At 66.1% G+C, this 16,714-nt stretch carries 13 protein-coding genes, 1 tRNA gene and 3 pseudogenes; 8 read left to right on the top strand and 9 right to left on the bottom strand.

Annotated elements, in window-relative coordinates; translation table 11 throughout:
• Window positions 1–2: 2 nt before the first annotated feature.
• On the bottom strand, window positions 3–761 hold the full coding sequence (locus tag ACO06I_RS10060; RefSeq protein WP_421932431.1) for an APH(3') family aminoglycoside O-phosphotransferase: 759 nt from the start codon (window positions 759–761) through the stop codon (window positions 3–5).
• A gap of 111 nt (window positions 762–872) precedes the next feature.
• On the opposite strand from ACO06I_RS10060, the gene ACO06I_RS10055 reads away from it, so the two are divergent.
• Window positions 873–1,721, top strand: a complete 849-nt coding sequence (locus tag ACO06I_RS10055; RefSeq protein ID WP_421932430.1) for a WecB/TagA/CpsF family glycosyltransferase — start codon at window positions 873–875, stop codon at window positions 1,719–1,721.
• A gap of 81 nt (window positions 1,722–1,802) precedes the next feature.
• A tRNA-Leu gene (locus ACO06I_RS10050) sits at window positions 1,803–1,888 on the top strand.
• A gap of 242 nt (window positions 1,889–2,130) precedes the next feature.
• Here the strand turns inward: ACO06I_RS10050 and ACO06I_RS10045 are convergent.
• Window positions 2,131–2,259 (bottom strand): annotated as a pseudogene (locus ACO06I_RS10045) (IS481 family transposase); the annotation flags it as partial.
• Window positions 2,260–2,467: 208 nt separating this feature from the next.
• On the opposite strand from ACO06I_RS10045, the gene ACO06I_RS10040 reads away from it, so the two are divergent.
• Window positions 2,468–3,580 (top strand): tellurite resistance/C4-dicarboxylate transporter family protein, encoded by a 1,113-nt coding sequence (locus ACO06I_RS10040; RefSeq protein ID WP_421932429.1) that lies wholly within the window; start codon window positions 2,468–2,470, stop codon window positions 3,578–3,580.
• Here the strand turns inward: ACO06I_RS10040 and ACO06I_RS10035 are convergent.
• The gene (locus ACO06I_RS10035) at window positions 3,577–3,906 is read right to left on the bottom strand and encodes a hypothetical protein (RefSeq protein WP_421932428.1); all 330 of its coding nucleotides are present in this window, start codon (window positions 3,904–3,906) and stop codon (window positions 3,577–3,579) included. The genes ACO06I_RS10040 and ACO06I_RS10035 overlap by 4 nt on opposite strands.
• A gap of 185 nt (window positions 3,907–4,091) precedes the next feature.
• On the opposite strand from ACO06I_RS10035, the gene ACO06I_RS10030 reads away from it, so the two are divergent.
• The gene (locus ACO06I_RS10030) at window positions 4,092–6,806 is read left to right on the top strand and encodes a nitrate/nitrite transporter (protein ID WP_421932427.1); all 2,715 of its coding nucleotides are present in this window, start codon (window positions 4,092–4,094) and stop codon (window positions 6,804–6,806) included.
• A gap of 40 nt (window positions 6,807–6,846) precedes the next feature.
• Here the strand turns inward: ACO06I_RS10030 and ACO06I_RS10025 are convergent, their stop codons facing one another.
• Together ACO06I_RS10025 and ctaD are read right to left on the bottom strand one after the other, a co-directional pair.
• A complete protein-coding gene (locus tag ACO06I_RS10025) occupies window positions 6,847–7,149 on the bottom strand; it encodes a DUF2249 domain-containing protein (RefSeq protein ID WP_421932426.1) in 303 nt (100 codons plus the stop codon).
• A gap of 132 nt (window positions 7,150–7,281) precedes the next feature.
• Window positions 7,282–8,943: a cytochrome c oxidase subunit I gene (ctaD, locus tag ACO06I_RS10020; protein WP_421932425.1), complete on the bottom strand. Its 1,662-nt coding sequence runs from the start codon at window positions 8,941–8,943 to the stop codon at window positions 7,282–7,284.
• A gap of 187 nt (window positions 8,944–9,130) precedes the next feature.
• On the opposite strand from ctaD, the pseudogene ACO06I_RS10015 reads away from it, so the two are divergent.
• A pseudogene (locus ACO06I_RS10015) lies at window positions 9,131–9,370 on the top strand (sigma factor); the annotation flags it as partial.
• Window positions 9,371–9,890: 520 nt separating this feature from the next.
• Here the strand turns inward: ACO06I_RS10015 and ACO06I_RS10010 are convergent.
• From ACO06I_RS10010 to ACO06I_RS09995, 4 genes are all read right to left on the bottom strand, one after another.
• Window positions 9,891–10,913: a ribonucleotide-diphosphate reductase subunit beta gene (locus ACO06I_RS10010; RefSeq protein ID WP_421932424.1), complete on the bottom strand. Its 1,023-nt coding sequence runs from the start codon at window positions 10,911–10,913 to the stop codon at window positions 9,891–9,893.
• 137 nt (window positions 10,914–11,050) lie between these two features.
• A complete protein-coding gene (locus ACO06I_RS10005; RefSeq protein ID WP_421932423.1) occupies window positions 11,051–11,515 on the bottom strand; it encodes an Rrf2 family transcriptional regulator in 465 nt (154 codons plus the stop codon).
• 193 nt (window positions 11,516–11,708) lie between these two features.
• The gene (locus tag ACO06I_RS10000) at window positions 11,709–12,089 is read right to left on the bottom strand and encodes a helix-turn-helix domain-containing protein (protein WP_421932422.1); all 381 of its coding nucleotides are present in this window, start codon (window positions 12,087–12,089) and stop codon (window positions 11,709–11,711) included.
• A gap of 510 nt (window positions 12,090–12,599) precedes the next feature.
• Window positions 12,600–13,208, bottom strand: coding sequence for a LuxR C-terminal-related transcriptional regulator (locus tag ACO06I_RS09995; protein ID WP_421932421.1), 609 nt, complete (start codon window positions 13,206–13,208; stop codon window positions 12,600–12,602).
• A gap of 408 nt (window positions 13,209–13,616) precedes the next feature.
• On the opposite strand from ACO06I_RS09995, the gene ACO06I_RS09990 reads away from it, so the two are divergent.
• The 3 genes and pseudogenes from ACO06I_RS09990 to ACO06I_RS09980 form a co-directional block, all read left to right on the top strand.
• A complete protein-coding gene (locus ACO06I_RS09990) occupies window positions 13,617–14,216 on the top strand; it encodes a MucR family transcriptional regulator (protein ID WP_421932420.1) in 600 nt (199 codons plus the stop codon).
• A gap of 99 nt (window positions 14,217–14,315) precedes the next feature.
• A complete protein-coding gene (locus ACO06I_RS09985; protein ID WP_421932419.1) occupies window positions 14,316–16,271 on the top strand; it encodes a methyl-accepting chemotaxis protein in 1,956 nt (651 codons plus the stop codon).
• Window positions 16,272–16,273: 2 nt separating this feature from the next.
• Window positions 16,274–16,714: pseudogene (locus tag ACO06I_RS09980) on the top strand (chemotaxis protein CheW); the annotation flags it as partial.

Below are 16,714 nucleotides of genomic sequence, written 5' to 3'. Positions count from 1 at the left end.
GGTCAGAAGAACTCGTCGAGGAGGCGGTAGAAGGCTAGGCGCGTCTCATCGAGGTGGGCGATGGGATAGTGGGCCTGCAGAAGACCTACGGCGTCGACGTGCGGATGGTTGCGTTTGGCCGACCGAAGGAAGAGGGCCAGGTCCTGATGGCGGTCGGCGATCCCGAAGCGGCCAAGGTCGATCAGGGTCGTCCCCGTCCCACCGTTCCAGACGAAGTTGGGCAGGCTGGCGTCGCCGTGGGTCAGGACCAGGTCCTCGCCGGCCGGGATCATGGGCCTGAGCTGGGCCCAGACCTCCGCCGCGGTGAGGCCCAGACGCTGGGCGTCGAAGTCGGTCTCGTCCACCAGGCCCGCGGCCAGGCGGGTCTTAGCCTGAGCCAGCTTGACCGCCAGCCTCTGGTCGAAGGGACAGTCGCCCACGGGCAGGGCGTGCAGGGCGGCCAGGGTCTTCAGGGCGGCGGTCAGGGCCGCCTCGGCCTCGCCTTCGGCGACGTGGGACACCGGCGTCCCCGGGGCCGCGGCCATCACCAGGGCCAGGTCCTCGCCGCAGTCTCCCGACCACAGGACGGTCGGGACTGGCGCCTTGCCCGCCAGCCAGAGCAGGACCTCGGTCTCCCGGGCCAGCGTCTGGGCGTTCCAGGCCTCGCCACGCCGGGCGAGCTTGACGAAGGCCTCGCCGCAGCGGGCCACCAGGTCGCCCGACTTGCCGTGATCGATGACGACGCTCGGGGTCTCGGCCGCCAGGCCCGCCGCAGCCAACACCTGTTCGATCCGCGACCCGTCCATGACGCAGAGTGGCGGCTGGGCAGCCCTTTGTTAAGCGCCCATCGCTAGGCTTCGCGTCTGAACGCCAACGACAGAAGTCAGATCGCGATGGATGGATCCCTGCCGGTCGAAGCCCCGGCCGCCTACCGCGCCGCGCGCCGCACCACCGAACGCATCCATATCCTGGGGGGCGACATCGACCTGGTGCGCCCGGAAGAGGTGATGCACCACATCGGCCGCTTCATCGCCGCCAAGACCAAGGCGATCATCGCCAACCACAACAGCCACAGCCTCTACCTGCTGAAGACGCGCCCGGAGCTGGCCAGCTTCTTCGCCAAGGCCGATCTCATCGAGATGGACTCCACCCCGGTGATCTTCTTCGCCCGACTGCTGGGGATGCCGGCCCGCACCTTCCACCGCTGCAGCTATGTCGATTTCCGCCCGCTGTTCTGGAGCATGGTGGCGGCCAACCGCTACCGCGTCTTCTACATCGGCGGCGCGCCGGGCGTGGTGGAGACCGCCTCGGAGCGGCTGATGGCCCGGTATCCCGGCGCCCTGATCGGCGGCCGCGACGGCTATTTCGACGCCACGCCGGGTTCGGACGGCAACGCCCAGGCCTTGGAAGAGATCGCCGCCTTCAAGCCCGACATCCTGTTCGTCGGCATGGGCATGCCCAGGCAGGAGCTGTGGATCGAGGCCAATCTCGAGGCCCTGCCCAACTGCGTGATCATGCCGGTGGGCGCGGCCTTCGACTACGAGGCCGACGTCCAGGTCGCCCCGCCGCCCTGGATGAGCGACGCGGGCCTCGTCTGGGCCTTCCGTCTGGCCCAGGAGCCGCGGCGCATGTTCGCCCGCTACCTGCTCGAGCCCTGGGCCCTGCTGCCGCTCGCCTTCAAGGACATCGCCGCGGCTCTCGCCCGCCGCCGCGCGCCCGGCGAGGTCGTTCGCCAGACCTGAGGCCGAGCGACGGCCTGGCCTCTGCTGCAAAGCTGGCTCCGGCGGTTTGGGCGGGCTATGTCAGGACCTGCCCGACCGGGCGGGGACATGGCGGAACTGGTAGACGCGCCAGACTTAAAATCTGTTGGGCACAGCCCGTCCGGGTTCGACCCCCGGTGTCCCTACCAGGTTGGCGATTTCCATCGAAGACAGTGGGTAGATCAGGTGACGACCAACTGACGGGTGGTTTCGGACGTCCGCACCCGATGCGGTAACCTAAACTCACGAGGCGAGCGCTTGGCGGCGCACAGCTTGCGAATTCTAACATATCGCGCCGTCATGTTAAAAGATCCGAGATCTTCGAACATTTGGGTCGTGACGTATTAGAGGCGATCTATCATCTTCCGATCCTTCCGCGGCCCGGCGGCGCCAGCCGAGCGAAGGCGTACTTCGACGTCCGGTCCACGGCCACGAAGAGGTAGAGCTTGCCCTCCTCGGTGCGGACCTCGGCGATGTCGATGTGGAAGTCGCCGATCGGATAGCGCTTGAAGGGCTGCTTGGCTGGATCAATCCAGCCTCGGCCAAACTCGACGTCTTCGTTTCTGAATCGCCTCCTCAACGAAGTCGTACTGTCCAGCCAGACTGCGGACGCGCGCAGTCCGACTAAGGCGGCCGAACGGGCCGTCCCCCATGGCGTTAGCCACGGCCGCGGTTGTTCGCTAGGATTGAACCCACCCCCATGAGGGGCTGTATCAGGCCTACCGAAGATGTCGGCGACCCAGGTCAAGGAGAAGGCCCCGCCTCTTAAGGGGGCCAGGCGGCTGGTGGCCTGGCTCGACGGGCAGGTGGGCAGGCTCTTCCCAGGCTATTTCGCCTTGGTGATGGCCACGGGAATCATCTCCAACACCCTCTACCTGGAAGGTCACCTGGGCCTCTCGAACCTGTTGTTCGGCGTCAACCTGGTCACCTTTCCCTGGCTGTTGCTCCTGACCAGCCTGCGGGCCGCCCGCGCGTCCAGGGCGATCTGGGCCGATCTCACCAACCCCAGGCTCGTCTTCTCGTTCTTCACCATCGTCGCGGCCAGCGACGTCCTCGGCCTGGGCATGAATCTGAGAGGCCAAGTCGAGGTCGCGCTCGGACTCTGGGTCTTCGCCCTCGCCGCCTGGTTCGTGCTGATCTACTTCAGCTTCGCGGTGCTGACCTTCCTCAACTCCGCCCACAATGCGAACGCGGTGCATGGCGGCTGGCTGATCGCCATTGTGGGCACCGAGTCGCTGGTGATCCTCGGCGCCATGATCGCCCCCCACCAGGGCGCCCTGGCGCCGGGGCTGTTCGTCCTGATCCACATGCTCTGGGGCGTCGGCCTGGCCCTCTACGGCATATTCATCACGCTCTTCGCCTACCGCATCTTCTTCTTCGACGTCGGTCCCGACGACATCACCCCGCTGCTGTGGGTGGTCATGGGCGCGGCCGCCATCAGCGCCAACGCCGGCTCGACGCTCCTGCTGGAGGACAGCGGGGTGCCCTTCCTGATGTCGATGCGTCCGTTCATCGACGGGGTGACCCTGATCCTGTGGGCCTGGGCCACCTGGTGGATTCCGCTGCTGGTGCTGTTTGGCCTGTGGAAACATGGCGCCCACCGCGCGCCCCTCCGCTACACGCCCATGCTCTGGAGTCTGGTCTTCCCCCTCGGCATGTACGCCCTGGCGAGCCTGCGGCTGTCCTTGGCGGCGGAGTTCGGGCCCCTGCGGGCGGTCGCTCAGACGATCGTCTGGATCGCGCTCGCCGCCTGGGTCGCCACGGCCGTGGGGCTCGCGCGCGCGGTCTGGGCCGATCTGCGCGGCGCCGTCCGCGCTCCGGATCTGCTTTCAACGCCCTAGCGGGTCAGCAGGTCGACCTGCAGGAAGCCTGCGACCAGCAAGACGTTGCCTGCCCATGCGACGGTCAGCAGCCGCGCGATGGTGTCCCAAGGGGGCTGCGCATTGGCGGCGCAGCGCCAGATGGCCACAAGCGCCCAAGCTGAATAGAGCTGGAACGCGCTCAACACCGCCTGCTGGGTGATCGGGTCATGCCGGTAGAGCGCGTCCACATAGGCCACGATCAGAACCAGGCTCGGCAGTATGCCCTGGCCCCAAAGGACCGAGCCAAGGGGCGCCTCGCCCTTCCAGGCGCGGATCTGGGGGCGGAACACCGCCTTCAGGATCATGGCCCATCGTGGGGGCGGTGAATTGGGCGGGCGACGGACCAAGGCTAGTTCTCAGCGACTCCCTGCCAATATTTCACAGTTGCGAACGATTTTCGAACGCATCATCTGGTCGCGAAGACGGTTGTGTTGACTTGATCCTGAACTGAGGTTGTTCTGCCTTGTCTTGACCGGAATTGGATTGTGGCATGGACACAACGGCGACCGAACCCCCTTCAGGCGGCGGACGGGCGCTTTGGGTCAGCACTGCGGCCTTCACCGCCTGCTTCGCGGTCTGGACCCTGTTCTCGATCCTTGGCCTGGACGTGAAGGCCGAATTCCACCTCACCGAGACCCAGTTCGGCCTGCTTGTCGGCACGCCGGTCCTGACCGGCGCGCTGAGCCGGGCGGTGCTGGGGATCCTGTCGGACCGCTACGGGGGTCGGCGGATGTTCCTGATCGTGATGTTGGTCGCCGCCGTCGCGACCTTCCTCATGTCCTTCGCCGATTCCTACCTGCGGCTGCTCCTGGCGGCCCTCGGGGTGGGCCTGGCCGGCGGGTCCTTCGCGGTGGGAATCAGCTACGTCTCGAAATTCGTTCCCTCCGACCGCCAGGGCGCCGCCTTCGGCGTCTTCAGCGTCGGCACGGTCGGCGCGGTGATCACGGAGTTCCTGGCGCCCGCGGCCATGCTGGAACTGGGATGGCGCACCGCCGCCCAGCTCTGGGCCGTCGGGTTGTTCGTCATCGCGCTGATCTTCTTCTTCACGGCCCGCGACCAGCCCGCGCGCCAGCGCGACGCCGGCGCGCCGACCCTGGCAGAGCAGTTGCGGCCGCTGAGAAATCTTCAGGTCTGGAGGTTCTCGCTCTACTACTTCGTCCTCTTCGGGGCCTTCGTCGGCTTGACCCTGTGGCTGCCCCGTTACTTCGTGGGCGTCTACGGCCTGGACGTGAAGCTGGCCGGTCTGCTGACGGCCGGCTACGCGATCCCGGCGAGCCTCTTCCGGGTCTATGGAGGCCGGCTCTCCGACCGTTATGGCGCCCGCGCCGTCCTCTATTGGACCTTCGGGGCCGCCGCGCTGTTCGCCTTCATGCTGTCCTACCCGCCGACCGACTATGTGATCCATGGGGTCCAGGGGCCGATCGCCTTCTCCACCTCCATCGGGCTCGGGCCCTTCCTGGTGATCCTGCTGGCGCTCGGCTTCTTCATGAGCCTGGGCATGTCGGCGGTGCTCAAGCACATCCCGGCCTACTACCCCGAGAACGTCGGCGCGGTCGGCGGGGTCGTCAGCATGGTCGGGGGGCTTGGCGGCTTCATCCTGCCCCTGGTCTTCGGCGTGCTCAACGACCTCACCGGGGTCTGGACCAGCTGCTTCTTCCTGCTCCTCCTGCTGAGCCTCACCGCGCTGGCCTGGATGCATGTCGCGATCCGCCGGATGGAGTCGCAGGCCGGCGTCGATCGCGAGCAACTCCCCGAGCTGCCGGAGATGGCCGGCCTTCACGCCGCCCGGATCGCCCGGGGCGCCGGCCTTGGACCGCCCGGGAGAGGCGTCGTCCTGGTGCGGCCGCCGATCGCCGATTGGCGGCCGGAGGATCCCGCCTTCTGGCAGACCGCCGGCCGGCCGCTGGCGCGTCGCAACCTCTGGATCTCCACCTACTGCCTGTTGCTGGCCTTCGCCGTCTGGATGGTCTGGAGCGTCGTGGTCGCCAAGCTTCCCGCGGCGGGATTTCAGTTCACGCCGGACCAACTGTTCTGGCTGGCCGCCCTGCCGGGCCTCTCCGGGGCCACGCTGCGGATATTCTATTCCTTCGTGGTGCCTCTGTTCGGCGGGCGCCTGTGGACCGCGATCTCGACGGCGTCCCTGCTCATCCCGGCCTTCGGCATCGGCTACGCGGTGCAGAACCCCGACACGCCCTATCTCATCTTCATCGTCCTGGCGCTGCTCTGCGGCCTGGGGGGCGGAAACTTCGCCTCCTCGATGGCGAACATCAGCTTCTTCTTCCCGAAGGCGGAGAAGGGCGCGGCCCTGGCCATCAACGCCGGGCTGGGCAACCTCGGGGTGAGCCTGATGCAGTTCGTGGTGCCGCTGGCCATCACCGTGGCGATCTTCGGCGTCCTGGGCGGCGAACCGCAGACCGCCAGCGCGGGGAGCCGGCTCTGGATGCAGAACGCCGGCTTCCTGTGGATACCCTTCATCCTGTTGGGCACGGTGCTGGCCTGGTTCGGCATGGACGACCTGGCCACCATCAAGGCCTCGTTCGCCGATCAAGCGGCCATCTTCGAGCGCCTCCACACCTGGCTGATGTGCTGGCTCTATCTGGGCACCTTCGGCTCCTTCATCGGGTTCTCCGCCGGTTTCCCGCTGCTCGCCCGGCTGGCCTTCCCGGACGTCGATTCCCTGAAATACGTCTTCTTCGGACCCCTGGTCGGCGCCCTGTCGCGCGCGGGCACGGGTTGGCTCGCCGACCGGTTCGGGGGCGGGCGCATCAGCCTGCTGGTCTTCATCGCGATGATGGCCTCGGTGGGCGGGATGATCTGGTTCCTGGGCGCGGGAAGCTTCTGGGGCTTCTTCGCCACCGTGATGCTGCTGTTCTTCTTCAGCGGCGTCGGCAACGCCTCCACCTTCCAGATGATCCCGGCGATCTGGCGCGAGACCGTGGCCGGAACCGGCGAGCCCGGCCAGGCAGACCGGGAGGCCGCCGCGGTCATCGGCTTCACCTCCGCCATCGCCGCCTTCGGCGCCTTCTTCATCCCCAAGGCCTATGGGGCGTCGATCGCCGGCACGGGCTCGGCCAACCCGGCGTTGTGGGGCTTTATGCTGTTCTATCTGAGCTGCGCGGTGCTGACCTTCGCGGTCTATGTGCGGCCGGGCGGTCTGCTGCACGCCAGCGAGGGCCGGACGCCGACGGGCGCCTCAGGAGGCTAGGCCGGCCGGGTCCGGGACGGTGGGCCAGCCGCCGCCAGGGTCAGCCCTGCTTGATGAAGTCGATCACCACGCCCTCGGCCGCGCGCTGGCGGTACGCCACCGCGACAGTCTCGCCGAAGTGCGTCGCCATCTGGCGCAACAGCGGAATGGGGTCGTGGTCGTTGACGAAGCGCATGGTCTCGCCGGCCTGAAGGGCCTCAAGGGCGCCGAAGATGGCGGCGTGCCGGAAGCGCTTTGCCACACCGCGCGCGTCGAACGGATAGACGGCCTCGGGATGGAAGTGCGGGTTGGGTTCGGCCGTTTCGGCCTGGGCCGGGGAGGGGGCTGGGTCGCTTGGGGTCATGGTGTGGTTCCTTTCGGCTTATCTTGCAGCGTCTGGCGCGCGATGGGTTTGATGTGGGGTAAGTCGCCGGGCGTCATTTATGTCCGCCCCCGCCGGCCCTTGAGCCTGGGCGGGCGACGGGGGCGGCGGGGCCTAGCCGTGCTCTTCAGCGGAGATGGTCGGCAGTTCGTTGAACTGATGGAAGGGCGGCGGCGAGGCCAGGGTCCACTCCAGTGTCGTCGCGCCCTGTCCCCAGGGATTGGGGGCGCCGCGGCGGCGGCGGACGAAGGCCTCGATCAGCATGGCGAAGAAGAAGATCATGCTGGAGGCCATGATCACGTAGCCGATCGACGAGACCTTGTTCCAGAAGGCGAAGGCCTCGGGATAGTCGGCGTAGCGCCGGGGCATGCCCTGAAGGCCGAGGAAATGTTGCGGGAAGAAGATCAGGTTGGTGCCGATCAGGAAGATCCAGAAATGGATCTTCCCGAGCACCTCGTTGTACTTCAGGCCCGTGATCTTCTCGAACCAGTAGTAGAAGGCCGCGAAGATGCTGAAGATCGCCCCGAGCGACAGCACGTAGTGGAAGTGGGCGACCACATAGTAGGTGTCGTGAACGCTCTGATCGAGGGCCGCGCTGGCCAGGGCCACGCCGGTCACCCCACCCACGGTGAAGACCAGGATGAAGCCCAGCGCCCACAGCATGGGCGTCTTGAAGTCGATCGATCCGCCCCACATCGTCGCCAACCAGGAGAACACCTTGATGCCGGTGGGGACGGCGATGATCATGGAGGCGGTCTGGAAGTAGAGGGTGAGCTGGAGGCTCATTCCGACCGTGAACATGTGGTGGGCCCAGACCACCGAGCCCAGGACGCCGATCGCCAACATGGCGGCCACCATGCCGAGATAGCCGAAGACCGGCTTGTTGGAGAAGGTCGCGATGATCTGGCTGACGATCCCGAAGCCCGGCAGGATCATGATGTAGACCTCGGGGTGACCGAAGAACCAGAACAGGTGCTGGTACATGATCGGGTCACCACCGCCGGCCGGGTCGTAGAAGTGGGTGTGGAAGTTCCGATCCGTCAGCAGCATGGTGACCGCTCCCGCCAGGACCGGAAGCGTGAGCAGCAGCAGCACGGCGGTGATCAGCACCGACCAGACAAAGAGCGGCATGCGCAGGAGGGTCATGCCCGGGGCGCGCATGTTGAAGATGGTGGTGATGAAGTTGATGGCGCCTAGGATCGAGGCGGCGCCCGCCAGGTGGATCGCCAGGATCACCAGGTCGACAGATGGCCCGGTGTGTCCGCTGGTGGAGAGCGGTGGATAGAGGGTCCAGCCCGTACCGGCTCCGTGGCCGGGACCGCCGTCCACGAACATGGAGAGGGTGAGCAGCACAAAGGCGGCCACCAGCATCCAGAACGAGATGTTGTTCATTCGCGGAAAGGCCATGTCCGGCGCGCCGATCATCAAGGGCACGAAGTAGTTTCCGAACGCGCCCATCTGGGCGGGCATCACCGTGAAGAAGATCATGATCAGGGCGTGGGCGGTGACCACGACGTTGAAGCCGTGCTTGCCCTGGAAGACGCCCAGCTGCGAAAGCCAGGAGCCTTCGGTGAACAGCTGGAGGCCCGGTTCGTACAGTTCCCAGCGCATCAGGCCGGAGAAGGCGCCGCCGATGACGCCGGCGAAGATGGCGAAGATCAGGTAGAGCGTGCCGATGTCCTTGTGGTTCGTGGACAGGAACCATCGGGTCCAGAAGCCCAGTTTCGGATGCTCGGCGGCCTCTCGCGCCGGATGCAACTCCCTCGCCGCGGACATGGCGGATCCTCCAATCTCAAAACATGTATCGGACATACATCTTCAAAAGCGCGGGACGCAAGGGGGAGGCTTCTGATCGCCGCCGGCCAGATCGCGCCCGGTTGGAGGGGGCCTTGCCAATCCCGCGGCCTGGGGCGGGAACCGTTTCGGATCGCCGACATCCAATAGCCAGAACAAGGACGGGGCGATGACCGCGCAAGCCAGGATCGACTATCAGACCCTCTCGGACACCGAACTGGCCGACCGGATCGCGGCGCGGGACGGGGCGGCTGTCCGGATCGTCACCGAGCGCAACAATCAGGGCCTGTTCCGGGCCGCCTGGAGCATCCTTGGGCAGCGCGCCGAGGCCGAAGACGCGGTCCAAAGCGCCTATCTGAACGCCTTCGCCTCGATCGCGAGCTTCCGCGGCGGGGCGTCGCTGTCCGCCTGGCTGACGCGATCACCAGAACAACCGCGCCGCCTTCCTCTCCAGCTGGTGGGATGGGCTGGTGAACTGGGACTTCGTGGAGGGCCAGTACGCCGCGGCCAAGGGGGAGAACGAGGGCTGGCGATATCCGGTGGGTGCGGTCGCCGACGAGAGCCGCGCGCGCTCGGCCAGGGGCGGCTGAGGTCGGTGCCTAGCGCGCGCCGCGGGAGCCCAAATTGTCGACATCGCAGCGCCGACGCCGCCCAGGAGCCTAGGGCAGGGGGCAAGCCCGTTAGGCTGACCTCGCGCCGCTCGATCGGTCCATAAGACCAATCTGGGTGATCAGGCCAGAAAGGGCCGGCGCGACAAGCTGCCGTTCACGCAGCTTGTTCTCGTCGCGGACTTGGGCGCGTCTTCTCTGCGCGTCGGGATTTCCGAGGTCTTGGCCTCGAGCCCCATCCGGGTCTCGCCATCGAGACGTCTAGACTATCGGCTTCAATCGGCGTGAAGATTGCGCCGTCGGACGACCCGCGGGGAGCCGTTAGGCGGCATCGTCCTTGCGGTCCCGCATCCGGTCGAAGGCGCTCCAGACCCCGTCTGCGCCATGCCATTGGCCCCGGGTCGCGCCCTTCGAATATTCGGTGGCGCGCGCCTCGAAGAAGTTAGCGTGTTCCACGCCCGACAGCAGTTGCTGCAGCCAGGGAAGCGGGTTCTCCGTCACGCCATAAATCTCCGGCAGGTGCAGTTGCCGCAGCCGCCAGTCGGCTATGAAGCGGACGTAGGCCTTGATGTCGTCGGGGGTCATGCCCTGGACCGGTCCCATCTCGAAGGCCAGGTCTATGAACTTGTCCTCAAGCCCGACCACGGTGCGGCAATTGTCTACGATGTCGCTGGCCACGGCGGCCGTGACGGCGCCGGTCTCCTGGGCGAAGGCGTGATACAGCTTGATGATCCCTTCGCAGTGCAGGCTTTCGTCGCGCACGCTCCAGGAGATGATCTGGCCCATGCCCTTCATCTTGTTGTGACGCGGGAAGTTCAACATCATGGCGAAAGACGCGAAGAGTTGAAGGCCCTCAGTGAAACCCCCGAACATGGCCAGGGTGCGGGCGACGTCGGCGTCGGTCTCGACGCCGAATTGCTGCATGTAGTCGTGCTTGGCCTTCATCGCCTCATATTCGAGGAAGGCCCCGAATTCCGCCTCCGGCATGCCGATGGTCTCCAGCAGCATGGCGTAGGCGGCGATGTGCACGGTCTCCATGTTGGCGAAGGCCGAGAGCATCATCTTGACCTCGGTCGGCTTGAAGACCCGGCCGTATCGCTCAAGGTAGTTGTCCTGCACTTCGATATCGGACTGGGTGAAGAAGCGGAAAATCTGGGTCAGGAGGTTTCGCTCCCCGTCATCCAGGTTGACGCTCCAATCCTTGCAGTCCTCGCCGAGCGGCACCTCCTCGGGCAACCAGTGAACCTGCTGCTGCCGGCGCCAATATTCGAACGCCCATGGATAGCGAAAAGGTTTGTACGCGGCCGACGGGGTCAGGAGTCCGGGGGTGGGTCTTGCGGCCATGGGAGCCCTCCGATCGTCGACTGGGTGCAGGCTGATTCTTAAAGATATATATATAATACTGCTTTACCGCCGCCTAGGGCCGGGCGGCGGCTTGTCCTGCGATCCTGCACCGGGCCGGCGTCTCCGGCGTCTCGGGTCTAGGCTTCGACTGGGTCGGCCGCGGACGCCGCCGTCTGGGCGAGGAGCCTGTTCAGCGCGCCGTGGTTCTCCACCAGGTCGGCCAGGCTGTAGCCGTCCAGGACCTGGTGGAAGGCGGCGCGCGCCTCGTGCAGGGCGCGGCGGAGCTTGCAGGCCGGGGTGATGACGCAGGCGCCGTTGACCGGATCGAAGCAGGGGACCAGGGCCATGTCCGGCTCGGTGCGGCGCACCACCTCTCCCAGGATGATCGTCTCCGGTTCGTGGGCTAGGCGCAGGCCGCCGTTCTTACCCCGCACCGTCTCGACATAGCCGGCCAGGCCCAGCTCATAGACCACCTTCATGAGGTGGTTGCGGGAGATGCCGTAGCTGGCGGCGATCTCGGCGATGGTAGGCAGGCGGTCGCGATGCAGGGCCACGTACATCAGCACCCGTAGCGAGAAGTCGGTATAGACGGTCAGTCGCATGGCGGTCTTCTAGACCACTGGTCGAGGTTTGCGCCAAGGCCGCTGCTGAAGGGAACACGCCCCGACAACTGGGCAGGGGGCTCGCACGAGTGAGCCAAGGCTTCGGAATCGTTGAGCCACCTCCAAGTGAGATCAGCCTTCAGCGGTACCGGCGGCTAGGTCAGCAGATCAAGCTGGAAGGTCGACCCGATCTTCAATCGGTGTCCGCCATCGCCCGCACCAGGTCCAGGATCGCGCGCCGGCGACCTCCCGGCGGAATGTCCGTGAAGGCCCGAACCAGATCCAGCGTGCCAGGTTCGCCCATGAACTGGAGGAGGGCGTCGAGGGGACGCTGGTCGTCGGCGCCTTCGCCCACCAGCTCAGGTATGGTCGTGTCGAGCGCCCTGGCGATTCTGGCCAGCATTGAGATGCTGATGCGATTGGTGGCGCGTTCGTACTTCTGCACCTGTTGAAAGGTTACGCCGATCGCCTCCGCGAGCGCGCCCTGCGAGAGCTTCCGCGCCTGTCGGAGCAATCGCACTCGCGTGCCAACGACAATATCGACGGGATCTGGCCCGACCTTGATCTCGTCCATGCGTCACCCCCCTCCGCCGTCAAAGACCCTGGTCGCCTAGAACCTTCGTGCCGGCTTGGCCAATTCAAATCCAACGTTTGGGCGGTCCGGGTGCGAACGTCACCTCCTGCGCGAGAGCCTGTCGCGCGAAATCGCGCCAGTAGCGGGCGATGTCGAGAAACCTAGCGCGTATATCGGCCGAAGAGGACGGAATGGACCGCGCCTGCAGTTCATCGGCCTAGGCGAGGCATTCGATCTAGGACCGAATCTGTACAGTCTAGCAGACGGACCCGTCGCAATCACATCAGGCTTGGCTTTGGGGGAGGCGCGGGCCCGCCCGGCGCTTGCATCAGCTTCCCGCCAACCCGATGGAGTCCAATCACCTGCGGCTCCGGTCCCTTCCAGACAGCGTAACGGTCTGCCGCTCGGGGCCCCCGAGTCTCGGACGGTCTCGATGCGACCGAGCTCGGCGACATGTTCGACCGGCCGGGTGATTAGCGCGCGCCCGGTCCGGTGGGGCCGCGGGGAGCCCTATCGAACGGTTGACGGGCCGAGGAATCTCGCGGCGATCAGGGCCGCATGGGTCCGATTTCGAGCGCCGATCAAGGTCAGGACGGTGTGTACATGGGTCTTGACGGTGCCGGTCGAAATTCCGAGGGCCTCTGCGATCTCCTGGTTCGATTTCCCCAGAGCCAGCTGCGCAAGCACTTCAAGCTGACGGACCGACAGTCCGCGGGTCTCACCTGGCGCCTGACCGCTCGCCGGGGCGGTGGGGAAATTGCCGCCGCCCTCGATGGCCCCGGTGATCGCTTGCTTGACCCCCTCCGCATCGACGTCCTTGGTCAGATAGCCGGCAGCTCCCGCCCACTTCGCAAGACTCGCAAAGGCAGGATTCAGCCGATCGTCAATGACGATCACCAGTCCGGGCTTGGCGTGGGCGACGAGCTGCTTGAGCTTCTGAAAGTCATAATTCGCCGTGAAGAGGTCCACCAGCGTCAGGCTCGGCCTGAGGGCGGAGATCTGGCTGATCGCCTCCTCGATCGACGAGGCGAAGCGTGGGTGTCCGCCGCCGCGGCATTCGAGGAGAATTTGGCCCAGGGCTGATCGACATATGGGCTTCTCCTCCACGACCAACGACATATCCGCCTGAACTCCCCTTTCACGCCGCCCCTCACCAAAGGCGCTGAAATCACAACCTCGGGGCTGTCTTGGCAGCTCAGGCCAGCGGGCGCCGCACTAGTATCCGACATCGCCAGGCATCCGATTGACTATTGTCAGGTGAACAACCGATGGTTTTGTCAATACCCGAGCGCGCCCATAGGAAGAGGGCAGTCTTGTCATCTTTGGTCAAGTATTTGTCCTGCATAGATAGACAATACACCGAACGATATACGCCCATTGACTAGGTGTGGGGGGAGTTTGGCGTTGGGGAAGGGGGAATCCTCCAGTTTGTTCTAACGAGGGGGTGTTGAGGCGAGGCCGGATATCGGCATATCTGCGACGCCATGTGGCCATTGTGGCGGAACTTTTCTCGGATCGGGGGCCAGCGTGGGCGGCGCGCAATCAGTCCTGAGCATCGCGCTCACCCATCGAGTCGTCGTGGCATATCTGGGTCACAATCGACTGCCCGCCGGCGAGGTCGAGGGACTTCTGGCGTCGGTCCACGCCGCCTTCGCCGAGATCGAGCAACGGCTCTGGGCGGCTGGCGCCAGAGGCCGTCCGCGCCCTCCCACCCCAGATGAGATTCACAGAAGCATCACACCCGAGGCGCTGATCAGTTTCGAGGATGGCAGGCCCTACAAGATGCTGACGCGCCATCTCGCCAGCCGCAACCTGACGCCCGCGTCCTATCGCGCGAAATGGGGACTGCCCCTCGACTATCCGATGACGGCGCCCCGTCTCAGCGCCATACGGACCGCGGTCGCCAAGTCCATGGGGCTGGGACGACTGCGGCGCGCCGGACCTGAAGCTCCTCTCCCCCCCTTCCGCCGCGCCGGCGGCCGCCTCGACCAAGGCGCGGGCTCATGGAGGGGGCGGGTCGTCAGACTAGGCTCGTCGGTCCGGAGATTTATCGTGTATCTAAAGATATATACCTTAGTGTGTACTGTACAATTTGATGTAGAGTTTCGAATCGTGACCAGAGATTGAGGTATTGTGTCGCACCCCTGTATGGGTAATGGCCAATATTAATCAAAAATTATCTCTAGTTTTCAAATCTCTCCTCAAATCATTGGGGGAGGTTTGATCGTGTCCTTGAAATTGCGGACGGGCGGGCGGCTGGCGGTGGGCTTCTCGGCCATCGTTTTGGTGATGCTGATTGTCGTCGGGGTGGCGGCTCCCCTCATTCAGAATGCGCTCCGAACCGTGACCACCGGCGATGAACTCCGCGTCCCCGTGGCCACCACAAGTCTGAAGCTCTCGCTTGAGACCGTCGCCAGCGCCAACGCCCTGCGCGGGTACATCATCACACGCGACCCCGCGATGCGCGCCCAATGGGAGCAACACTGGCAGGCCATCGACCGGCAAGCGGCAGTCATGCAGCGCCTGGCGCCGCAATTCACCAGCGCCGAGAACCAGCAGGCCTGGCGATCGGTGTCGCAGGTCCTGCCCAGGCTGAAGGCGGCCCAGGCCTCCGTGTTCGGCGTCGCCGACGCCGGCGACCAGGCGGCCTCGGCGGCGGCCCTGCAGACCCAAGTCCTCCCCCTGTTTCAACAGACCCAGGCCCAGTTGGTGGGGGAAAAGGGCGACGCGGGCCTGGCAGGCCGGCAGAGCGCCTTGCTCTCGTCGGAGCTGAAGGAGGCGCGGGCCGCGATGGAGCATACCCGCCTGGCGGTTCTCCTGGGCCTGGCCGGGCTGGTGGTCGTGGCCAGCCTTGCGGGCTGGGTGACCACTCGCAGCATCGCCGGGCCCCTGGTCCGACTCAATGACCTCCTACGCGAGATGGCGGGCGGCCGGTTCGACCTCAAGATCACCGGGACCGATCGCGCCGACGAGATCGGCGACATCGCCCGGGCCGCGGAGGTGTTTCGCGAGAACGGCCTCGCCCGCGCCGCGCTCGAGGCCGAGGCCAAGGAGTTCCAGAACAATCTCGACACCCGGCTGAAGGAGACCGAGGCCGCCTTCGAGGCGGCGGGTCAACAGCAACGGCTGGTCGTCCAGGCCATGGCCCGGCAGCTTTCGGCCCTGGCCCAGGGGGACCTCACCGCCAGGCTCTTGGAGGAGGTGGCGGTGGAATACGCCGAGTTGAAGCGGGACTTCAACGCCGCGATCTCCAGCCTGGAGGAGACGGTCACCGCGGTGGCCGCCACCACCTCCAGCATCGGCGCCAGTTCCGACGAAATGGCCCAGGCCTCCGACGACCTGTCGCGGCGCACCGAACAGCAGGCGGCGGGGCTTGAGGAGACCGCGGCGGCCCTGGACCAGATCACCGCGACGGTGAAGACCACGGCCGAGGGCGCGCACCATGCGAGCACGGCGGTGGCGGCGGCCAAGGCCGAGGCGCAGCGCTCCGGCGAGGTGGTCGATCAGGCTGTCCAGGCCATGGGCGAGATCGAGGACTCCTCGCGCCAGATCAGCCAGATCATCGGGGTGATCGACGAGATCGCCTTCCAGACCAATCTGCTGGCCCTGAACGCCGGGGTGGAGGCCGCCCGGGCCGGGGACGCCGGTCGCGGCTTCGCCGTGGTGGCTTCCGAGGTCCGGGCGCTCGCCCAGCGCTCGGCCGAAGCCGCCAAGGAGATTAAGACCCTGATCTCGGCCTCCTCCCAGCAGGTGGGCCAGGGCGTCAGCCTAGTGGGCGAGACCGGCAAGGCCCTGCAGTCCATCGTCGCCAAGGTGGCGGAGATCGACACGGTGATCTCGGCGATTTCGGCCTCGGCCCAGGAGCAGGCCACCGGCCTCGCCCAGGTCAATGTGGCGGTCAATCAGATGGACCAGGTGGTGCAGCAGAACGCCGCCATGGTGGAGCAAGCCACCGCCGCCACCCACTCCATGAAGGGCGAGACCCGCGGGCTGATCCAGCTCATCGGTAAGTTCCAGGTCGGCGGCGCCCCGAGCCCTGGCGCCTCAAGCCGAGGGGCTGGGCCGCGGTTGGTGTCGGATGAGGCGATGGCGCGGCCTTCTCCGGCGCGCGCCATGCGCCAGAAGGTGGCCGCCAGCCTCGGCGGCGGCGCGGCCTCCAGCGACGGGTGGGAGGACTTCTGACCATGGCGCAGCTCGCCAAGCTTCCCGTCGCCGGCGCGGAGCTGATCACCGTGCGGATCGGTGACCAGCAATTCGCCATCGACATCATGTCGGTTCGCGAAATCCGCGGCTGGGCGACCTCAACGCCGCTGCCGCATGCGCCCCCCTATGTGCGCGGCATGATCAATCTGCGCGGCGTGATCTTGCCGGTGGTGGACCTCGGGGCCCGCCTGGGTCTGGCGCCAACCTCCGCCGACAGCTCCTCGGTGGTGGTGGTGGCCGAGATCAACGGCCGCCAGATCGGCCTCCTCGTCGACGCCGTCTGCGACATTCTCCTGCTCACCGACGAGATGCTGCAGGAGCCGCCGGACGTGGGCGCGGAGGACGTGCGTCACTTCGTGCGCGGGGTCATGACCACTGAGACCGGGATCGTCACCCTGATAGGCCTTGATGAGATCCTGCCC

The organism is Phenylobacterium sp., from assembly GCF_965229015.1.
In the GTDB taxonomy this organism is placed as follows: Bacteria; Pseudomonadota; Alphaproteobacteria; order Caulobacterales; family Caulobacteraceae; genus Phenylobacterium.
This window is presented reverse-complemented; position numbering and strand designations above follow the sequence as displayed.

What these genes read in the sequence shown, in the direction of transcription:
- ACO06I_RS10055 (WP_421932430.1), top strand. Translation starts at nt 873, where the DNA reads ATGGATGGATCCCTGCCGGTCGAAGCCCCGGCCGCCTACCGCGCCGCG.
- ACO06I_RS10040 (WP_421932429.1), top strand. Translation starts at nt 2,468, where the DNA reads ATGTCGGCGACCCAGGTCAAGGAGAAGGCCCCGCCTCTTAAGGGGGCC.
- ACO06I_RS10035 (WP_421932428.1), bottom strand. Translation starts at nt 3,906, where the DNA reads ATGATCCTGAAGGCGGTGTTCCGCCCCCAGATCCGCGCCTGGAAGGGC.
- ACO06I_RS10030 (WP_421932427.1), top strand. Translation starts at nt 4,092, where the DNA reads ATGGACACAACGGCGACCGAACCCCCTTCAGGCGGCGGACGGGCGCTT.
- ACO06I_RS10025 (WP_421932426.1), bottom strand. Translation starts at nt 7,149, where the DNA reads ATGACCCCAAGCGACCCAGCCCCCTCCCCGGCCCAGGCCGAAACGGCC.
- ctaD (WP_421932425.1), bottom strand. Translation starts at nt 8,943, where the DNA reads ATGTCCGCGGCGAGGGAGTTGCATCCGGCGCGAGAGGCCGCCGAGCAT.
- ACO06I_RS10010 (WP_421932424.1), bottom strand. Translation starts at nt 10,913, where the DNA reads ATGGCCGCAAGACCCACCCCCGGACTCCTGACCCCGTCGGCCGCGTAC.
- ACO06I_RS10005 (WP_421932423.1), bottom strand. Translation starts at nt 11,515, where the DNA reads ATGCGACTGACCGTCTATACCGACTTCTCGCTACGGGTGCTGATGTAC.
- ACO06I_RS10000 (WP_421932422.1), bottom strand. Translation starts at nt 12,089, where the DNA reads ATGGACGAGATCAAGGTCGGGCCAGATCCCGTCGATATTGTCGTTGGC.
- ACO06I_RS09995 (WP_421932421.1), bottom strand. Translation starts at nt 13,208, where the DNA reads ATGTCGTTGGTCGTGGAGGAGAAGCCCATATGTCGATCAGCCCTGGGC.